Origin of the sequence: Streptacidiphilus alkalitolerans, from assembly GCF_042511045.1 — a bacterium.
GTDB classification, from domain to species: Bacteria; Actinomycetota; Actinomycetes; order Streptomycetales; family Streptomycetaceae; genus Streptacidiphilus; species Streptacidiphilus alkalitolerans.
The window spans coordinates 45011-60825 of the sequence record NZ_JBHEZX010000021.1; the positions used below are offsets into that span (position 1 = coordinate 45011).

Annotated in this window: 18 protein-coding genes; 9 read left to right on the forward strand and 9 right to left on the reverse strand. The window is 70.3% G+C overall.

Going from position 1 to position 15815, the window contains the following annotated elements; translation table 11 throughout:
- Positions 1–98: 98 nt before the first annotated feature.
- From ACEZDG_RS32955 to ACEZDG_RS32965, 3 genes are read right to left on the reverse strand one after another with little or no spacing between them, the layout of a single operon-like run.
- Entirely contained in the window at positions 99–812 is a 714-nt protein-coding gene (locus tag ACEZDG_RS32955; protein WP_380517045.1) for a response regulator, read from the reverse strand.
- Positions 809–2053, reverse strand: coding sequence for a sensor histidine kinase (locus ACEZDG_RS32960; protein ID WP_380517048.1), 1245 nt, complete (start codon positions 2051–2053; stop codon positions 809–811). The genes ACEZDG_RS32955 and ACEZDG_RS32960 overlap by 4 nt, the downstream gene beginning before the upstream one ends.
- A gap of 57 nt (positions 2054–2110) precedes the next feature.
- The gene (locus ACEZDG_RS32965) at positions 2111–2692 is read right to left on the reverse strand and encodes a TetR/AcrR family transcriptional regulator (RefSeq protein WP_380517051.1); all 582 of its coding nucleotides are present in this window, start codon (positions 2690–2692) and stop codon (positions 2111–2113) included.
- Between the two features lie 369 nt (positions 2693–3061).
- Between ACEZDG_RS32965 and ACEZDG_RS32970 the strand changes: the two genes are divergently transcribed.
- Both ACEZDG_RS32970 and ACEZDG_RS32975 read left to right on the forward strand, forming a co-directional pair.
- Positions 3062–3796 carry an SDR family NAD(P)-dependent oxidoreductase gene (locus tag ACEZDG_RS32970; protein WP_380517053.1) on the forward strand — a complete coding sequence of 245 codons (735 nt, stop codon included), beginning with the start codon at positions 3062–3064 and terminating at the stop codon, positions 3794–3796.
- A 114-nt stretch (positions 3797–3910) separates the two neighbouring features.
- The gene (locus ACEZDG_RS32975) at positions 3911–4273 is read left to right on the forward strand and encodes a VOC family protein (RefSeq protein WP_380517056.1); all 363 of its coding nucleotides are present in this window, start codon (positions 3911–3913) and stop codon (positions 4271–4273) included.
- A 36-nt stretch (positions 4274–4309) separates the two neighbouring features.
- Here the strand turns inward: ACEZDG_RS32975 and ACEZDG_RS32980 are convergent, their stop codons facing one another.
- Positions 4310–5359, reverse strand: coding sequence for an aldo/keto reductase (locus ACEZDG_RS32980; protein ID WP_380517059.1), 1050 nt, complete (start codon positions 5357–5359; stop codon positions 4310–4312).
- Positions 5360–5436: 77 nt separating this feature from the next.
- On the opposite strand from ACEZDG_RS32980, the gene ACEZDG_RS32985 reads away from it, so the two are divergent.
- The 5 genes from ACEZDG_RS32985 (at position 5437) to ACEZDG_RS33005 (ending at position 8725) form a co-directional block, all read left to right on the forward strand.
- The gene (locus ACEZDG_RS32985; protein ID WP_380517062.1) at positions 5437–5973 is read left to right on the forward strand and encodes a TetR/AcrR family transcriptional regulator; all 537 of its coding nucleotides are present in this window, start codon (positions 5437–5439) and stop codon (positions 5971–5973) included.
- Positions 5974–6137: 164 nt separating this feature from the next.
- Positions 6138–6332, forward strand: coding sequence for a hypothetical protein (locus ACEZDG_RS32990; protein WP_380517065.1), 195 nt, complete (start codon positions 6138–6140; stop codon positions 6330–6332).
- A gap of 13 nt (positions 6333–6345) precedes the next feature.
- Entirely contained in the window at positions 6346–6699 is a 354-nt protein-coding gene (locus ACEZDG_RS32995; protein ID WP_380517068.1) for an ArsR/SmtB family transcription factor, read from the forward strand.
- A gap of 83 nt (positions 6700–6782) precedes the next feature.
- On the forward strand, positions 6783–8447 hold the full coding sequence (locus tag ACEZDG_RS33000) for a SulP family inorganic anion transporter (RefSeq protein WP_380517249.1): 1665 nt from the start codon (positions 6783–6785) through the stop codon (positions 8445–8447).
- Complete coding sequence (locus ACEZDG_RS33005) at positions 8444–8725, forward strand: DUF6126 family protein (protein WP_380517071.1); 282 nt, start codon at positions 8444–8446, stop codon at positions 8723–8725. Before ACEZDG_RS33000 ends, ACEZDG_RS33005 begins: the two co-directional genes overlap by 4 nt.
- Before the next feature lie 94 nt (positions 8726–8819).
- Here ACEZDG_RS33005 and ACEZDG_RS33010 read toward each other — a convergent pair whose 3' ends face one another.
- The gene (locus ACEZDG_RS33010) at positions 8820–9347 is read right to left on the reverse strand and encodes a nuclear transport factor 2 family protein (RefSeq protein WP_380517073.1); all 528 of its coding nucleotides are present in this window, start codon (positions 9345–9347) and stop codon (positions 8820–8822) included.
- Between the two features lie 119 nt (positions 9348–9466).
- On the opposite strand from ACEZDG_RS33010, the gene ACEZDG_RS33015 reads away from it, so the two are divergent.
- The gene (locus ACEZDG_RS33015) at positions 9467–10330 is read left to right on the forward strand and encodes a helix-turn-helix transcriptional regulator (protein WP_380517077.1); all 864 of its coding nucleotides are present in this window, start codon (positions 9467–9469) and stop codon (positions 10328–10330) included.
- 60 nt (positions 10331–10390) lie between these two features.
- Here the strand turns inward: ACEZDG_RS33015 and ACEZDG_RS33020 are convergent, their stop codons facing one another.
- The 4 genes from ACEZDG_RS33020 to ACEZDG_RS33035 form a co-directional block, all read right to left on the reverse strand.
- Entirely contained in the window at positions 10391–11233 is an 843-nt protein-coding gene (locus ACEZDG_RS33020) for a carbohydrate ABC transporter permease (protein WP_380517251.1), read from the reverse strand.
- A gap of 107 nt (positions 11234–11340) precedes the next feature.
- Positions 11341–12243: a carbohydrate ABC transporter permease gene (locus ACEZDG_RS33025; RefSeq protein WP_380517080.1), complete on the reverse strand. Its 903-nt coding sequence runs from the start codon at positions 12241–12243 to the stop codon at positions 11341–11343.
- A gap of 52 nt (positions 12244–12295) precedes the next feature.
- A complete protein-coding gene (locus tag ACEZDG_RS33030) occupies positions 12296–13657 on the reverse strand; it encodes an ABC transporter substrate-binding protein (protein ID WP_380517082.1) in 1362 nt (453 codons plus the stop codon).
- 60 nt (positions 13658–13717) lie between these two features.
- Positions 13718–14815 carry an enolase C-terminal domain-like protein gene (locus ACEZDG_RS33035; protein ID WP_380517085.1) on the reverse strand — a complete coding sequence of 366 codons (1098 nt, stop codon included), beginning with the start codon at positions 14813–14815 and terminating at the stop codon, positions 13718–13720.
- A gap of 131 nt (positions 14816–14946) precedes the next feature.
- Here ACEZDG_RS33035 and ACEZDG_RS33040 point away from each other — a divergent pair, with 131 nt between their 5' ends.
- Positions 14947–15675 (forward strand): FadR/GntR family transcriptional regulator, encoded by a 729-nt coding sequence (locus ACEZDG_RS33040; RefSeq protein WP_380517088.1) that lies wholly within the window; start codon positions 14947–14949, stop codon positions 15673–15675.
- Positions 15676–15815: the final 140 nt, after the last annotated feature.

A 15815-nucleotide genomic window follows, 5' to 3' on the forward strand; every position in this document is an offset into this window, starting at 1 on the left:
CCACGGGGCCGGTCGTCACTCCGCAGTGGACGATCGGGAGTAGCTCGCTCGGGGGACCGCCGCTGCGGGAACTGGGCGCACCACGAGGGCCGCCGAGATCAGTCGCCTACGTCGGCGAGGCCGGTGCGGTAGGCGTGGATGACCGCGTGGACCCGGTCGCGCAGCCCGAGTTTGGCAAGGATCCGTGAGACGTAGGTCTTCACCGTCTCGTGGCTGATGTGCAGGTCTGCTGCGATTTCCGCGTTGGATTTCCCTGCTGCCAGCAGGACCAGCACCTGTTGCTCCCTGGGCGTCAGGGCCGTTGCCGCGTGGCCGGGTTCATCGGGCTGCCGAGGGGGTGCGGGCCGGACGCGGGCGGCGAAGCGGCCGACGAGGCTGCGGGTCACCGCAGGTGCGAGCAGCGCCTCGCCCGCGGCGACGGTGCGTACGGCCTGGACCAACTCGGCCGGCCGCGCGTCCTTGAGCAGGAAGCCGCTCGCTCCGGCACGCAGGGCCTCGTACACGTACTCGTCGAGGTTGAACGTGGTCACCACCAGCACCTTCGCCGGATCGGTGACGGCAGGGCCGGCCAGTTCCAGGGTCGCGGCGATCCCGTCCAGCACCGGCATGCGTACGTCCATCACGACCACGTCCGGCCGCAGGCGCACCGTGTCGCGCACCGCCTGGCGTCCGTCCGAGCACTCTCCCACCACCTGCATGTCCGGCTGCGCGGAGAACACGGTGGCGTACCCGGCCCGGATCAGCGCCTGGTCGTCGCAGACCAGAACCCTGATCGGGGCAACCTCGGGAGCGAGGGATCCGGCGGAACTCACAGCGCTGCCTCCAAGGGCAACCGGGCCACGACCTGGAAACCGCCGCCCGGCAGCGGACCTGCACTGAACTCGCCGCCGAACACGGCGACCCGCTGGCGCAGTCCGGCCAACCCCAGGCCACCGTCCCGAGCGACAGGAGCGCCGGCCCTGGGCGGCTCCACTGCGGCGGGGCGGGTCCCGGCGCGGGTGGCTGCCACGTACACCGCCGAGTTGGAGGGTGCGCCGTCGGTCGTCACCGCGAGAACGACCTCCGCAGGGGTGTAGCCGACCTTCACCGCGGTGCGCTGCCCGGGCGCGTGCTTGAGCGCATTGGTCAGCGCCTCCTGAACGATCCGGTACGCGGTCACCTCCGGACCTCCGCCGGTCGCCCGCTGCTCGCCCTCCTCGAGGTATTCCACCGGCTGGCCGGTCCGGCGGACCTGCTCGACGAGGTCGGCGATGCGTGTGTCGGTTGCGGTGCCCCGCGTGACGGTCTGCGCGTCGCAGGGCCCGTTCAGCGCGCCCAGGAGGAAACGCAGTTCGGCCAGGGCCCGCCGCCCGGTCTCGCTGATCGTCTCCAAGCTCTCGGCAGCCCGACCGCCGGCCTGCGGCAGCAGGAACTGTGCGGCGTCCGCCTGCACGACCATGGCCGTGACGTGGTGGGTCACCACGTCGTGCAGGTCCCGGGCGATCCGGTCACGCTCGGCGGCGGCGGCGGACTGAACCTCGAACGCGCGCTGCCGCTCGGCGGCGGTGTGCCGCGCACGCACCCACTCCCCGGCCCACCAGCAACCAGCGAGCACCAGGGCGAAGGTTATGTAGTCGACGGTGCGCTCCGGAGACCCCAGGACGCGCAGCACTGCGGCAAGAGCGGCGTAGCCGGCCACTGCCAGAGCTGCCGCCACCAGCCGCCGCGTACGCAGGTGGGCACCCGCGCCGTAGAGGGCGGCGAGCAGACCTTCGCTTCCGAAGTTCGGTGCGTAGCCGCGTACTTGGCCCACGCAGAAGCACAGGCCGATCACCGCCAGGCAGACCCCGGGTCGCAACCGGCGCAGGAACAGCGGCAGGCACTGCCCGAGGCCCACCACCATACCCAGGAGGTCCAGCTGACGCACCGGCAACTCGCCCAACGCCATGCCGTCCCCGGCGATACCCGGGGCGAACGCCAGCGCTCCGAGCAGCACCGCCAGAGCACCGTCACGCACCGCCAACGGGCACTGACGCCACTGAACCCCGCCGCGCAGCATCTGCCGGCCTGCCATCGCACTCCCGCGCACCCAATGACGATAGCCGAGCGCGGGCGCGGGGGCCGCAGGGGGTTACTGGGCGAAGGCTGCGTCGACGAGCCCCTGTGCCACGTCGCGGGAGGCGTCGGCGACGCTGGGGTCGTGGTCCATCCAGGAGGAGATGCCGGCCCCGTCGTAGAGCAGGACGAGCCGTTTGGCCAGTGCTTCGGGCTGCGGTGCCTGGGCGGCGTAGGCGAGGTCGAGGAACAGCGAGCGCACCCAGATCCGGTACTCCTCGGTGGCCTGCTGCACGGCTTTGCCGGCCTCCGACTCGGCGCTGGCGGTCACGAACGCGCACCCGCGGAAGTCCGGTTCGGTGAAGGCCAGGCCCTGGATCTCGAAGACCCCGACCAGCCGTTCACGGGGCGTGCGGTAGCGGGTCTGGAGTTCGCGGGCCATGCGTTCGCGGGTGCGGGCGTGGCGGTCCTTGAGGTAGGCGCGTACCAGCTCTTCCTTGCTGCCGTAGGTGTTGTAGAGGGAGGCCTTGGCCACGCCCGCGTGTTCGATCACCCGGTCGATGCTGACCGAGTTGACGCCCTCGGCGTAGAACAACTCGTTGGCTGCGGCCAGCAGGCGTTCCCGCGCCGATCCCCTGCTCTTCTTCTCCTCTGCCATGACCGCACCATACCAGACTGGTCAGTCTAGGAGAAGGAAAGGAGGGTTCGCTAGACTGGTCAGTCTATTCTGATTGGTCAAGTACCCCGACCGCCGAGGTGGCATCCCCTGGGGCCGGCCAGCGGCCACGGCACTTTCGGCAGGTCGCACCCTTCTCGCAATGATGCCTTTGGCCTGCGCAAATGTTCCTCATTCGTGGTCCGGGCCTCGTTGGTCCATGTGTACCCCCGCGTGAGTGCTGACCGAGGATGACCGGTGCTGCAGATGGGGGATGCGCCATCTCGCACCGATTGACACGATCAGACTGTGCAGTCTAGTTTTCTACCAGGGCTGGACATCGGGTCCAGCAACAAGGCATGGAGACGGATCATGGTTGAGGCAGACAGCAACGCGCGGCAGACCGCTCTCGTGACGGGTGCCACGTCCGGCATCGGACGGGCGGCGGCGCTGGCGCTGGCCGCGGACGGCTTCTACGTGTTCGTGCACGGCCGTGACGCGGGCCGTGGAGCGGCCACCGTCGAGGCGATCGAACGCGCCGGCGGCCACGGCCGGTTCGTTGCCGCGGACCTGACCGACGTTCAGGGGGTACAGCAGCTCGCGGCGCAGGTCGGCGAGGTGGACGTGCTGGTGAACAACGGCGGGATTTCGTGGTTCGGGGCGACGCCCGACCTGGATCCGACGACGTTCGACGCCATGTTCGCCACGAACGTCCGCGCCGCCTACTACCTGGTCGCCGCGCTCGCCCCGGCCATGGCCAAGCGGGGCGGCGGCAGCATTATCAGCCTGAGCAGCATGGCGGGCAGGGTCGGCCTGGGCGGAGGCGCGGCCTACAGTGCCTCCAAGGTCGCCCTGGAGGCGATGACGCGGGCCTGGGCGGCGGAGTTCAGCCCCGCCGGGGTCCGGGTCAACGCGGTCGCCCCCGGGCCGACGTTCAGCGACGGCGCCGACTCGGACCGCATCGAGCAGCTCGCCACGACCACCCTGATGAACCGCGGGGCCAGGGCCGAGGAGATCGGCGACACCATCGCGTTCCTGGCCTCGCCGAAGGCCGCCTACATCACCGGGGCAGTCATCGCCGTCGACGGCGGCCGGACCGCGGTGTGACCCCCCGTCCGGGCCAGGTCCCGCCCCCGCGCCGGGACCTGGCCCACGTACCCGCCGCAACATCCGCACCTCCACCCGCCTCCACCCACCTCCACCCGCCTGAGGAAGTCAGACATGAGCATCTCCGTCATCGGTGTCAGCTACGACGCCGCACAGCCCGCGACCGTCGCCGAGTTCTGGGCCCAGGCCCTGGGGCGGAAGCTCAGCGACGGGGCATCGGCCGACTTCGCGGCCATCGCCGCCACCGACCCCGCCACCTCCGGGCCGTTCCTGATGTTCCACAGGGTCCCCGAGGGCAAAACCGTCAAGAACCGGCTCCACCTCGACCTGAGCACCGCTGACCTGGATGCCGAGACCCAGCGGCTGCTCGCCCTCGGGGCGACACGGCTCAGCGACACCACCGAGGACGGCCGCATCCGTTGGACCACCTTCGCCGACCCGGAGGGCAATGAGTTCGACCTCGTCAACGCCCGGTGACCCACGCGGTCTGCGGCGGCCCGGGTACGAGGGGGTTCATGCGAGAGACATGCCGGGGACGCGCCTGCGGATGGCCTCCATCTCGGCCTCGTCCGACACACCCTGCCAGTCGTGCCGCGGCGTGTACGGGGCTTGGAGGTCGCGCACCTGATCGTCGGTCAGCTCGACATCGAGGGAGGCCACCGCCTCGTCGATCTGGCTGATCGAGCCCGCGCCGACCAGCGGCGCGGTGACGACCGGCTGGCGCCGCAGCCAGGCGAGCGCGATCTGCGCGCGGCTGACGCCGTGGGCCTGTGCCGCCTGCCCGACCGCGTCGATGATCGCGCGGTTGGACGCCTCCTGCTCGGGTGCGTAGAGCAGGTCCGCGTACGCGCCGTCGGTCCGGGAGCGCTCCGTCGAGCGGGCGTCGTCCCAGGCGCGGGTGAGCCGGCCGCGGGCCAGCGGCGACCAGATGACCGTGCCGACGCCCTCGTCCAGGCACAGCGGGATCATCTCGCGCTCCTCCTCGCGGGCGAGCAGGTTGTAGTGGTCCTGCATCGAGGCGAACCGCGCCCAGCCGTGCTGCTTCTGCAGGTGCAGCGCCTTGGCGAACTCCCACGCGTGCATGGACGAGGCGCCGAGGTAGCGGACCTTGCCGGCCTTCACGAGATCGTTCAGCGCCTCCAGGGTCTCCTCCCAGGGGGTCGCGTGGTCGTTGCGGTGGATCTGGTAGAGGTCGATGTAGTCGGTTCCCAGGCGGCGCAGCGAGTGGTCGACCTCGGCCATGATCGCCTTGCGGGACAGTCCCCGTCCGTTGGGGCCCAGCCGCATCGGGTGGCGCAGCTTGGTGGCGATCACCACGGCGTCGCGGTCGGCGAAGTCCTTGAGCGCCCGGCCCAGGATCTCCTCGCTGGAGCCGTTGGAGTACATGTTCGCGGTGTCGAAGAAGTTGATCCCCGCCTCCACCGCGTGCTTGATGAGCGGACGGGCGTCCTGTTCGCCCTTGGACCAGACGGGGTGCCCGCGGTCGGGTTCGCCGTAGGTCATCGCGCCGATCGCGATCGGGGACACGTCGAGGCCGGTCGTGCCGAGCTTGATGTAATGCATGACGTTCCTTAGAGTAGGCGGAGAGCTCTCCGTTTAAGGTAGTGGAGAGTTCTCCACTTAGCAAGGTGAGGTCAACCGTGGTCCGTTCGGACGCCCGCGAGAACAGGGCGCGCATCCTCGACGCCGCACGCGAAGCCCTCGCTGCGGACGGCAGCACCTCGATGAACCAGATCGCGCAGCGCGCCGGAGTCGGCCCGGGCACCCTGTACCGCAACTTCCCCACCCGCGAAGCGCTGCTCCTGGCCGTCTACCAGGACGAGGTGGCGCGCATCATCGGTACCGTCCCCGACCTGCTGGGCCGGATGCCGCCGCTGGAAGCGCTCCGCCACTGGACCACCGACCTGGTCGAGGCCATGCGGAGGAAGCACGGTCTCGGCGACGCCCTCGGCCCGGGGGCGCACCAGGCGATCAACGAACAGAGCTACGGGCCGGTCGTCGCCGCGATCACACAACTCCTCGACGCCGGCAAGAAGGACGCAAGCATCCGCGAGGACGCGGACCCGGGCGACTTCCTCCAACTCAGCGGCGCACTGTGGCGTGCCCCATCCACTCCTGAGGACCGGGCGCCCCGCATGCTCGCGCTCATCCTCGACGGACTTCGAGCGCACCGGTAGGCGACCCGCGCGGCCATCGCCGACTCTTCGGCGGATTGCTGAATTGAAGATTTCTTCAATTGGTGTCATGGTGTTCCTGCACGCAGGCCCTTCGGCCCGAGGGCTCCTGCTGCGGGTGCCCGGTTCCGGCCTGTGCCCCGATCCTGATCAGGCAGGGGAGTGTGGTGGACGAGTTCGCCGAGCAGGTCATCGCCCGTATCCGGGCGGCCCGTCGTGCTCTGGGGGAGGCCGCGGGGTCGCCGGACTCCTTCGCGGTCCAGGAGACCCTGGACGAGTTGGAGGACGCGTTGCGCTGTGCTCGCGACGGTGGTGTCGAGGTGCCTCCGGTCGGGGGAGACGACGAAGCGATGAAGCGATGAGGGGTTGAGGGTTGTGCCGGTGCCGTTGTACCAGGCCAAGGCGGAGTTCTTCCGGATGCTGGGTCACCCGGTGCGGATCCGGGTGCTGGAGCTGCTGCAGGACGGTCCGATGCCGGTGCGTGACCTGCTGGCGAGCATCGAGGTCGAGCGCTCCAACCTGTCCCAGCAGCTGGCCGTGCTGCGGCGGTCGGGCATCGTGACCGCGACCCGTGAGGCGGACACCGTGGTCTACGCGCTGGCGGGGACCGATGTCGCGGACCTGATGCGGGCCGCGCGGCGGATCCTGACCGAACTGCTGGCCGACCAGCAGGACCTGCTGGTCGAGCTGCGGGAGGCCGACGCCGCCGAGGACAAGGTCGTCGCGTGACCGGAAGGACGGTCAGGACGGTCGCCGCGGCGGCGCGCGACCGCCTGCTGGGAGTGCTGCCCACCCGGCACACCGTGGGCAGCATGGGCCGCTTCCCGCGCAGGGACCTGCTGGCCGGGCTGACGGTGGCCGTCGTCGCCCTGCCGCTGGCGCTGGGCTTCGGGATCTCCTCCGGCGCGGGTGCGCAGGCGGGACTGGTCACCGCCGTGATCGCCGGCGCGGTCGCGGCGGTGTGCGGCGGCTCCGACCTCCAGGTCACCGGCCCCACCGGGGCGATGACCGTGGTGCTGGTGCCGATCGTGCACCGGTACGGCCTGCACGGCGTCCTGACGGTGGGTCTGCTGGCCGGCGTCCTCCTGGTCGTGCTGGCGCTGCTGCGGGCCGGGCGGTGGATGGCCTATGTGCCGGTGCCGGTGGTGGAGGGCTTCACCCTGGGCATCGCTGCCGTCATCGGCCTGCAGCAGGTCCCCGCCGCCCTGGGGGTCCAAGCCCCGTCCGGCGCGAACCCGGCGGTGGTCGCGGCGAAGGCGGTCGCCGACTTCGCCTCCCATCCCGACTGGACCGCTGTCGCCCTGGCAGCCCTGGTCGTCGCGGTGATGCCGGTCGGCGCGAGGCTGCGGCCGGGCATCCCGTTCTCCCTGCTCGCGGTGGCCCTGGCCACCGTCGCCGCCTGGACGCTCCACCTGCACGTGGGCACGATCGGCGGTCTGCCCGCGGGCATCCCCGCCCCCTCCCTCGGGTTCTTCGAGACCGGGCATGTGGCGGCGCTGCTGCCCTCGGTGTTGGCGGTCGCGGCGCTGGCGGCGCTGGAGTCGCTGATGTCGGCCTCGGCCGCGGACGCGATGAGCGTGGCGGAGCGGCACGACTCGGACCGGGAGCTGTTCGGGCAGGGGCTGGCGAACCTGGCCGCCCCGCTGTTCGGCGGTGTCGCCGCGACCGGCGCGATCGCCCGGACCGCGGTCAACGTCCGTTCCGGCGCCGCCTCCCGGCTGTCAGCGCTGGTCCACGCCGCGGTGCTGGCCGTCATCGTCTTCGCCGCGGCCCCGTTGGTCGCCCGCATCCCGCTGGCGGCGCTGGCCGGGGTCCTGATCGCCACCGCCGTCAGGATGGTCGAGGTCGGTTCCCTGACCGCGCTGGCCCGCTCCGGGCGCGGCGAGGCCCTGGTGATGGGGCTGACCGCGGTGGTGACCCTGGTCTCCACCCTGGTCAACGCGGTCATCGTCGGACTCCTGGTCGCCGGCGTCCTGGCCCTCGGGCAGGTGGCCCGGGCCGCCCGGCTGGACCAGGTCCCGCTGCACCAGGACCTGCCGGCCGCCGACCACCACGAGGAAGAGCGGAAGCTGCTGGCGGAGCACATCGTCGCCTACCGCATCGACGGCCCGCTGCTGTTCGCCGCAGCCCACCGCTTCCTGCTCGAACTCACCCAGATCGCCGAGGTCAAGGTCGTGATCATCCGGATGTCCCGGGTCTCGGCGCTGGATGCCTCGGGGGCGAGGGTGCTGGGCGACGCGATCGAACGGCTCACCCACCGGGGCACACTGGTCCTGGTCTCCGGGATAAGGGAGGACCACCAGAACCGCCTGGACGCACTGGGAGTCCTGGATCCGCTGCACGCCCAGGAACGGATCTTCCGCTCCACCCCCGAGGCCATCGCCTACGCCCGCGCCCACCTGGAGGGCGCCGGAGTCCTGACCGAGCCCGTGCCGCGGGCAGCCGAGCCGGCGTTGCAAGGAGACCCGCGACCATGACCGAACCCACCGGCACGACCGGAGCGGCCCACGAGCCGGCCGTCACCGGCCCGCCCGGCAGTACCCGACGTGACTTGGCGTCAGCGGATGCCGCCGCGGTCCTGGCGATGATCGCTGCCGCCGACACCGCGGCTGCGGCCCAGCAGGGCGACGACGGCAGCGAGGGCGGCGGAGGCCGCGCCAACAAGGGCGTCTGGATCCGGGCGGCAATTTACGTCATCGGATTCCACGTCTTCGCCGCCTTCGTCATGCTCCTGTTCTACGCCGGCGGCCACTGACCCGCCCACGCGCTCACCCCCGCCCGCGCGGTGCCCCGCACATTTCGCAGACACCGCGAGTTCCGCCCTTCGAACGGCGGACGGCCGACCGGAATCAGAAACCGGCGGGCAGCTTGAAGGCGTTTCCGGTGAATGGGGACGTGTCGAGCCAGAGGTACTGGAACGAGCGGCTGGTGAATACCCAGCCGTTCTCCGAGCGCCTCAGGCGATCGGCGGTGACGGCGTGGTTCCGGTAGTACGTCTCGCCCGGTCCGCGCGCGGCCTCGTTGCAGATGATGCCGGTGGTCGCCTCGTCCCCGGAGATCTCGATCGGGCCCTGCACCGCGAACTGCACGAAGAAGTCCCGTTCGTCCCGCAGCTTCCGGAACGTGGAAACGATGTCGTCCACGCCGACGGCGTGCACGTGATCACCGATCGTCCACTCCGCGTCCTCGGCCCAGGTCGCGCGGAAGCGGTCGGTGTCGCCCCGGGTGGCGGCGTCGGCGAAGCGAGCGACGGTGTCCCGTACTGATGCTTCGTCCAGCAGCCGCGACAGTGCGATCTCGGAATTGGTCATTGAGTTCTCCCTGTAGGTGAATTGCTGCTCCGGCCGGGAAATCCGATAAAGGCCGGATCCGGTCATGTCCGTCCCCGATGGTGGCACGGCCGGGGATATGCGAACCAGGGAAGCTCCGACGGTAGGAAGAGCTGTACCACCCTGGTACCGAACGGGCGGGCGGGAATGCTGGAAGAATGGCAGTCATGACGACGGAATCCGATACAGGCCTGGGCGCGATGATCCGCACCTGGCGCGACCGGCTTCCTCCGTCGGCCGCCGGGCTGCCGGCGGCCCATGGACGCCGCGCCACCGGGCTGCGGCGCGAGGAACTGGCCGACCTCGCCGGGATGTCGGTCGACTACGTCGTACGCCTGGAGCAGGGGAGGGCGACCACCCCCTCGGCGCCGGTGGTGGCATCCCTGGCACGCGCCCTGCAGTTGTCCGCAGCCGAACGCGAGCACCTGTACCGGCTGGCGAGCCTCGCCCCTCCGGCGGACGGTGCGATCTCCGACCACCTCACGCCCGGCGTGCAACGGGTACTCGCCCGGCTCGGGGACGTCGCGGTCGCCGTCTTCGCGGCGGACTGGCAGCTGGTGTGGTGGAACCGCGGCTGGGCCGGCCTCGTCGGCGACCCCTCCGCCGCACCGGCGCGGCTGCGCAACTTCGCCCGCGACAGGTTCCCCCTGGACGACGGGCCCGCCCGTCTCGCCCTGTGGCCCGTGACCGAAGCGGACCGGGAGGCCACCGACGCCGCCGTGGTCTCCGACCTGCGCCGCGCCACCGGCCGCTACCCCCGGGACAAGCGCCTTGCCACGCTGATCCGTGAACTGAGCGCCAACACGAGGTTCGCCGAACTGTGGGCGACCGGAGCCGTAGCCGCACACCGCGAGAACCAGAAGACGATCGACCATCCCGCGGTGGGGCCCGTCACGGTGGACTGCGACGTCCTGACCGACGGCGACTTCGACCTCAAGATCGTGATCATGACCGCCGCACCCGGCGGCGACGACGAGACCAGGCTCCGGCTCACCGCCATCACCGGCCAGCCCGTCACCGCCCCCGGCTGATCACGTCACACCTCTCCGCGGCCGCGGTGGCTGGGCCCGTTGTCCGTGGTCATTCCGTGGTCATTCCTTGGTCGAGCCGGCCAGCAGGCCGGACACGAGGGTGCGCTGGGAGAACAGGAAGATCAGCAGGACCGGGAGGATGGAGATGACGATGGCCAGGGCGAGTTCGGGGCGCTGGATGTTCAGTGCGGCGCCGCCCTGGGCCGGGTTGAAAGCGGGGGTGGAGGACAGCAGTTCCTGCAGGCCCAGCTGGAGCGGGTAGGACTGGCTCTTGGCCAGCATGACCAGGGGCAGGAAGTAGTTGTTCCAGTTGCCGACGAAGCTGAAGAAGCCGACGAGCCCGATGACGGGCCGGGCCAGTGGCAGGGCGATGCGGGTGAAGATCTGCCATTCGGTGCAGCCGTCGATCCGGGCGGCTGCCAGTAGGTCCCTCGGCAGGCTGGTGCTGTAGTAGATGAAGGTGAGGTACACGCCGAAGGGGTAGAAGGAGAAGGGGAGGATGATCGACCAGAGGGTTCCGGTCAGATGGACGGCGCTGAGTTCCAGGTAGATCGGCAGGACCAGGGTGGAGGCCGGGACGAGCATCACGACCAGGGTCAGCCGCAGCAGCAGTCTGCGCCCGCGGAAGCGGGTCATGGCCAGGGCGTAGCCGGCCGGGATGGTGGTCACCATGGTGAGCACCAGGGCGCCGAGCGAGTAGATCGCGGAGTTCTTGAGCCATACCAGGATCGCCGCGCCCTGGAAGTCGATGAGGTTGCTCCAGGCCGTCCCGACGTTGCCGAGGCTGCCGAACGACAGGGGGGAGCCGTGGACCAGCTGCTGGTCGGTCTTGGTCAGGGCGAGCAGCAGCCAGAGGACCGGCAGGATGAAGAAGACCACCATGAAGGCCAGCAGCAGCCACATCAGGGTGCGTGAGGTGATGGCCGCGGCCAGGCCGCGGCGGGCGGGGGGCCGGTCGGGTCCGGCCGGGGTCCTGCGGAGCCGGTCCGCACCGGCGGGGGCGAGGGTCATCAGGCGTCCTCCTCGACGTCGAACAGGCCGGAGCGGAACACCAGGAAGAGCGCCACGATCAGGCTGAGCAGCAGCAGGCAGATGGACACGGCCGCGGCCTGGTTGAAGTTTCCGTTCTGGAAGGCGAACGTGTAGGCGAGCTCGTTGGGGGACCAGGTCGGCGAGACGTCGCCGCCGGACGCCGCGTAGACGAGCTGGGGTTCGACGAACAGCTGGGTGCCGGTGGCGAAGGCCAGGATCAGCATGTAGTAGATCCACTTTTTGATCATCGGAATCTCGATGTGCCAGGCCAGCTGCAGGGTGGAGGCACCGTCGACCTTGGCGGCGTCCAGTACCTCGAGGGGGATGTTGTTCAGCGCCCCGTACATCACGATGATCCACCCGCCGGCCCCGGTCCAGAAGGCGATGACCATGAAGACGAGGGCCAGGTGGGAGGGCAGGATCGTGTCCGCCAAGGTGTCCTGCCCCAGCAGGTGCAGGACCGAGGAGAACGGGCTGGCGCTGGGGTCGAGCATGAACAGCCAGACCAGGACGCTGGCGACGCCGGCCAGCGCGCCGGGCAGGTAGAACATGAACCGCAGCGCCGAGGAGGCCCAGCGGCCCAGCCGGTGCAGCATGAGCGCGAGGACGACGACGAGCACCAGCAGGGTCACCAGCCACAGCGCCAGATAGGTCCCGATGTTGACGAACGCGCCGGCGAACCGGAAGTCGCCGAACGCCTTGACGTACTGGCCCAGCCCGGTGAACTGGCCGGAGGCGTTGGTCATCGACAGGTAGATCGCGTATCCGGTGGGGCCCAGGCCGAAGGCGAGCAGCAGCACGGTGTACAGCGAGACGAATACGGGGCCGGTCGCTCCGCCCCACCGCGAGCGGCGGGGCGGAGCGGGAGCGTCGACACGCATGGGAGTCGAGTCGTCCTTTCGTGGGTCGGCTACGGCAGGTGGGGCGGGGAGCCTACTTGGTGACGGTGTAGCCGACCGTCGGTGCCAGGTTGCGTGCCTCGGTCTGCCAGGCGCCCAGTTGCGATTCGATCGTCTTGCCCTGCAGCACGGCCGGCATCACGGTGGTGGACCAGATGTTCTGCTGGTTCACCAGGCCGCTGGCGGACCAGCCGGGCCAGACCTCGCCGGCGGCGGCGGTGAACGCCGGTGCCACGTCGGTGGCGAAGTACTTGGTGTTGGCCGGGTTGGCCAGCCACAGCTTGGCCGAGGGCACGTACGCGGGGTAGGTGGGCGCGTCGGCCTGGACGTCGGGCGAGGTGGTCTCGAACTGCACGAACGCCGAGGCCGCCTTGAGGTTCTTGCTGTGCGAGGAGACGAACCAGGTCCCGCCGCCCACGTCGCCGGTGGTGGCGGTGGTGTCGGCGGCCCACTTGAGCGGCGGCGCCGCGGCGATCTGTCCGGCCGGGACCTTCAGCGCGGCGTTGAGGATGTACTGGCCGAACCAGCTGGGCCCGAGCAGCATCAGCGTCTTGGCGCCGCCGTAGGTGGTGGCGTACTTGGTGCCGGTGAGCACGGCGTCCTTGGTGACGGAGCCGTTCGCGATCATCGTGTCCAGCAGCTTCGCCATCTGCACGCACTTGGGCGAGCCGGTGTCCGAGGAGAACGCGGTCCCGGTCAGGGTGTTGGCCGGGCACTGGGCGCCCCAGAAGTAGATGTACGAGGCGAAGGAGTCGCCGACGGCTCCGACGGTGTACCCGGGGTGCTCCTTGGCGACCTGGGCGCCCAGGGCCTGGTACTGCTCCCAGGTGGTGGGCACCTGGTAGCCGAACTTGTCCAGCAGCGTCTTGTTGTACCAGAGGACGTTCTGGCCGATGTCGTTGCGCAGGCAGTACACGCTGCCGTTGGTGCAGGGGGTGAGCGCGCCGGGGGCGAACTGGTCCAGGACGCTCTTGGGGACGATGCCGTCGTCGAGCGGGGCCGCGAAGGGGGTCTTCCCGGTGGAGGCCCAGCCGAGGTCGGTGGTGTTCTCGTCGAAGACGACGTCGGGCCAGCCGCTGCCGGCCTTGTCGAACAGGGAGATCTTGGTCTGGAAGGTGCTGGCGCCGTTGGCGTCGCCGTCGTAGGTGACGATGTCGACCGGGACGTCCGGGTGCTCCTTCTGGAACAGCTTGGCCGCGGGCAGCCGGGTGGAGTCGACCCAGACCGTGATCGTGGCCCCGGGGCTCTGCTCGACCTGCTGGAAGGCGTGGGTGGCGCCGGCGGTGGCGGTGCCGCCGCCGGTGCTCGCGCAACCGGTGAGCAGCAGCGCCGCCGCGGCCGCCGCGGTGGCGAGGCGGTGCCAGGAGCGGGTGCGTCTGGGAGAGTCAGACCTCATTGTCCGGGGTCCCTTCAAGTTCAGGGGTCCTTGGTTCGGGCCAGGACCCTTCGCGCGGTTTCAGTGGTGGGTGGCGATGTACGGCTGGAGTTCGGCGGGGTAGTCGAGCCCGGGCGGCAGGCCGACGCCGGGCCCGGTGGGTGCGTGCAGCAGGCCGTCGGGGCCGATGATCGACTCACGGCGCACCGGGTTGGAGGTGACCAGGGACTCGTAGTAGGTGGTGTTGGACAGGGCCATGCACAGGTGCTGGTTGGGCAGGTCCATGCCGTGCACCTCGGCCCGCACACCGAACGCGTCGGCGACGTGCGCGGTGCGCAGCGATCCGGTGACCCCGCCGCGCAGCCCCGCGCTCGCACGGACGCCGAAGGTGGCGGCGCCGGCCCGGATGAAGTCGGCGGAGTTCATGTGCGCCCCGTCGGAGGTCTCGGCCACCAGCAGCGGCACCCGGACCCGCTTGGCGAGTTCGGCGTAGGCGGAGACGCTGAACTCGAGCATCGGCTCCTCGTACCAGAGGAATCCGGCGTCGGAGAGGGCGTCGCCGACGTAGAGGGCGGACGGCAGGTCGAATCCGGCCGATCCGTCGTACATCAGGTCGATGTCCGGGCCCAGGTGCTCGCGCAGGGCCAGCGCGAGCCTGGCGTCCGCCTTGGCGTCGCCCCAGGCGTGGACCTTCACCGCGTGGTAGCCCAGCGCCACGCACTGGTCGGCCACGTCGAGGAACTCCTGGACACTGCCGAAGGTGGTGGTGGAGGCGTAGGCGGGCAGTTCGGTGCGGAAGCCGCCGAGCAGCTGCCACAGCGGGACGCCGTACAGGCGCGCGGCGAGGTCCCACAGGGCGGTGTCGACGATGCCGAACAGCGGCAGCGGCAGTTCCTCGATCCGGTCCACCTCCCACATCCGGTGCCACAGCCACTCCCGGTTCAGCGGATCCTGGCCGGTCAGCTCGTCGCGCAGGACCCGGTCGACCAGTTCCCGCAGCTGGTCGGCGCTGCCCGGGCGGCCGGCGAAGGCCACCCCGCAGGCTCCCTCGTCGGTGCCTATGCGCAGCACACCGCGCTCGCCGCCGGGGAATCCGCCCTGCAGGCCCTTGCGCCAGGCGAACGTCGGTTCCACCGCAGGCACCAAGACCGACCAGCATTCCACATGGGTGATCTTCATCGACCGGCCCAACCCCTCTTTCGTCCTCGGTGTGTTTCAGCCAACGGGAGAGCGCAAAAGTAAAACGTCAGATGTTTTACGTCAAGTGATTGCGCTAGGCTGACCGCACCAAAACAGCGAGAGGACTGCCGATGAACGTCGATCCCGCGATGGCGCAGAGCCCACGCCTGGCCAATCGCCCGGTACGGCTCAGCCGCGAGGTCGCCGTCGCCGTCACCAGTGAGATCATCACCGGCAACTTCACCCCCGGAACCACGCTCCCCCCGGAACCCGCCCTGTGCGCCACCTTCGGCGTCAGCCGGCCGGTGATCAGGGAGGCGATCAAACTCGTCGAACAGAACGGGCTGGTCCGGGTACGTGCGGGGGAGGGCACCACGGTGCTCCCGCGCGAGGGGTGGAACCTGCTCGACCCCGACGTGCTGCGCATCGCCATGGAGACCGAGCAGTCCCGGACCCTGCGCGACGACGTGATCAACATGCGCGCGGAGCTCGAGATCTCCATGATGCGCCGCGCGGCGCCCAAGCTCACCGACGCCCACTACGCGGCGATGGACGAGCTGCTGGAGGTCATCGACACGTCCCGCGACAGCGATACGCTCCACAACGCCGACCGGGAGTTCCACGCCGTCCTGTACCGGGCCTCCGGCAACGAGATCGCGCGCACGATCGTGCTGCTGCTGATCGCCGAGACCCGCTCGGTCAGCTACCTCGGCGTGCCCACGCCCGAGGAGTTCGGCGTCGCCAACCGCGCGCACCGGCGCATCGTCGCCCTGCTCAAGCAGGGCAGGGTCGACGAGGCCGCCGCGGCGCTCGGGCAGCACATCACCACCCAGTGGATGGTCGACCGCTCCCACTGCTGACCGGTGCTTCGGTAGGACGGACCCACGGCCCCCGGCTCCTCGCCGGGGGCCGCTTTTTGTGCCCGTCCTGCTCAGACGCTTGACGTCAAACGTACGACGTTTTATGTTCTGCTCGCCTTGTTGCAGTACCACGCCCGCTG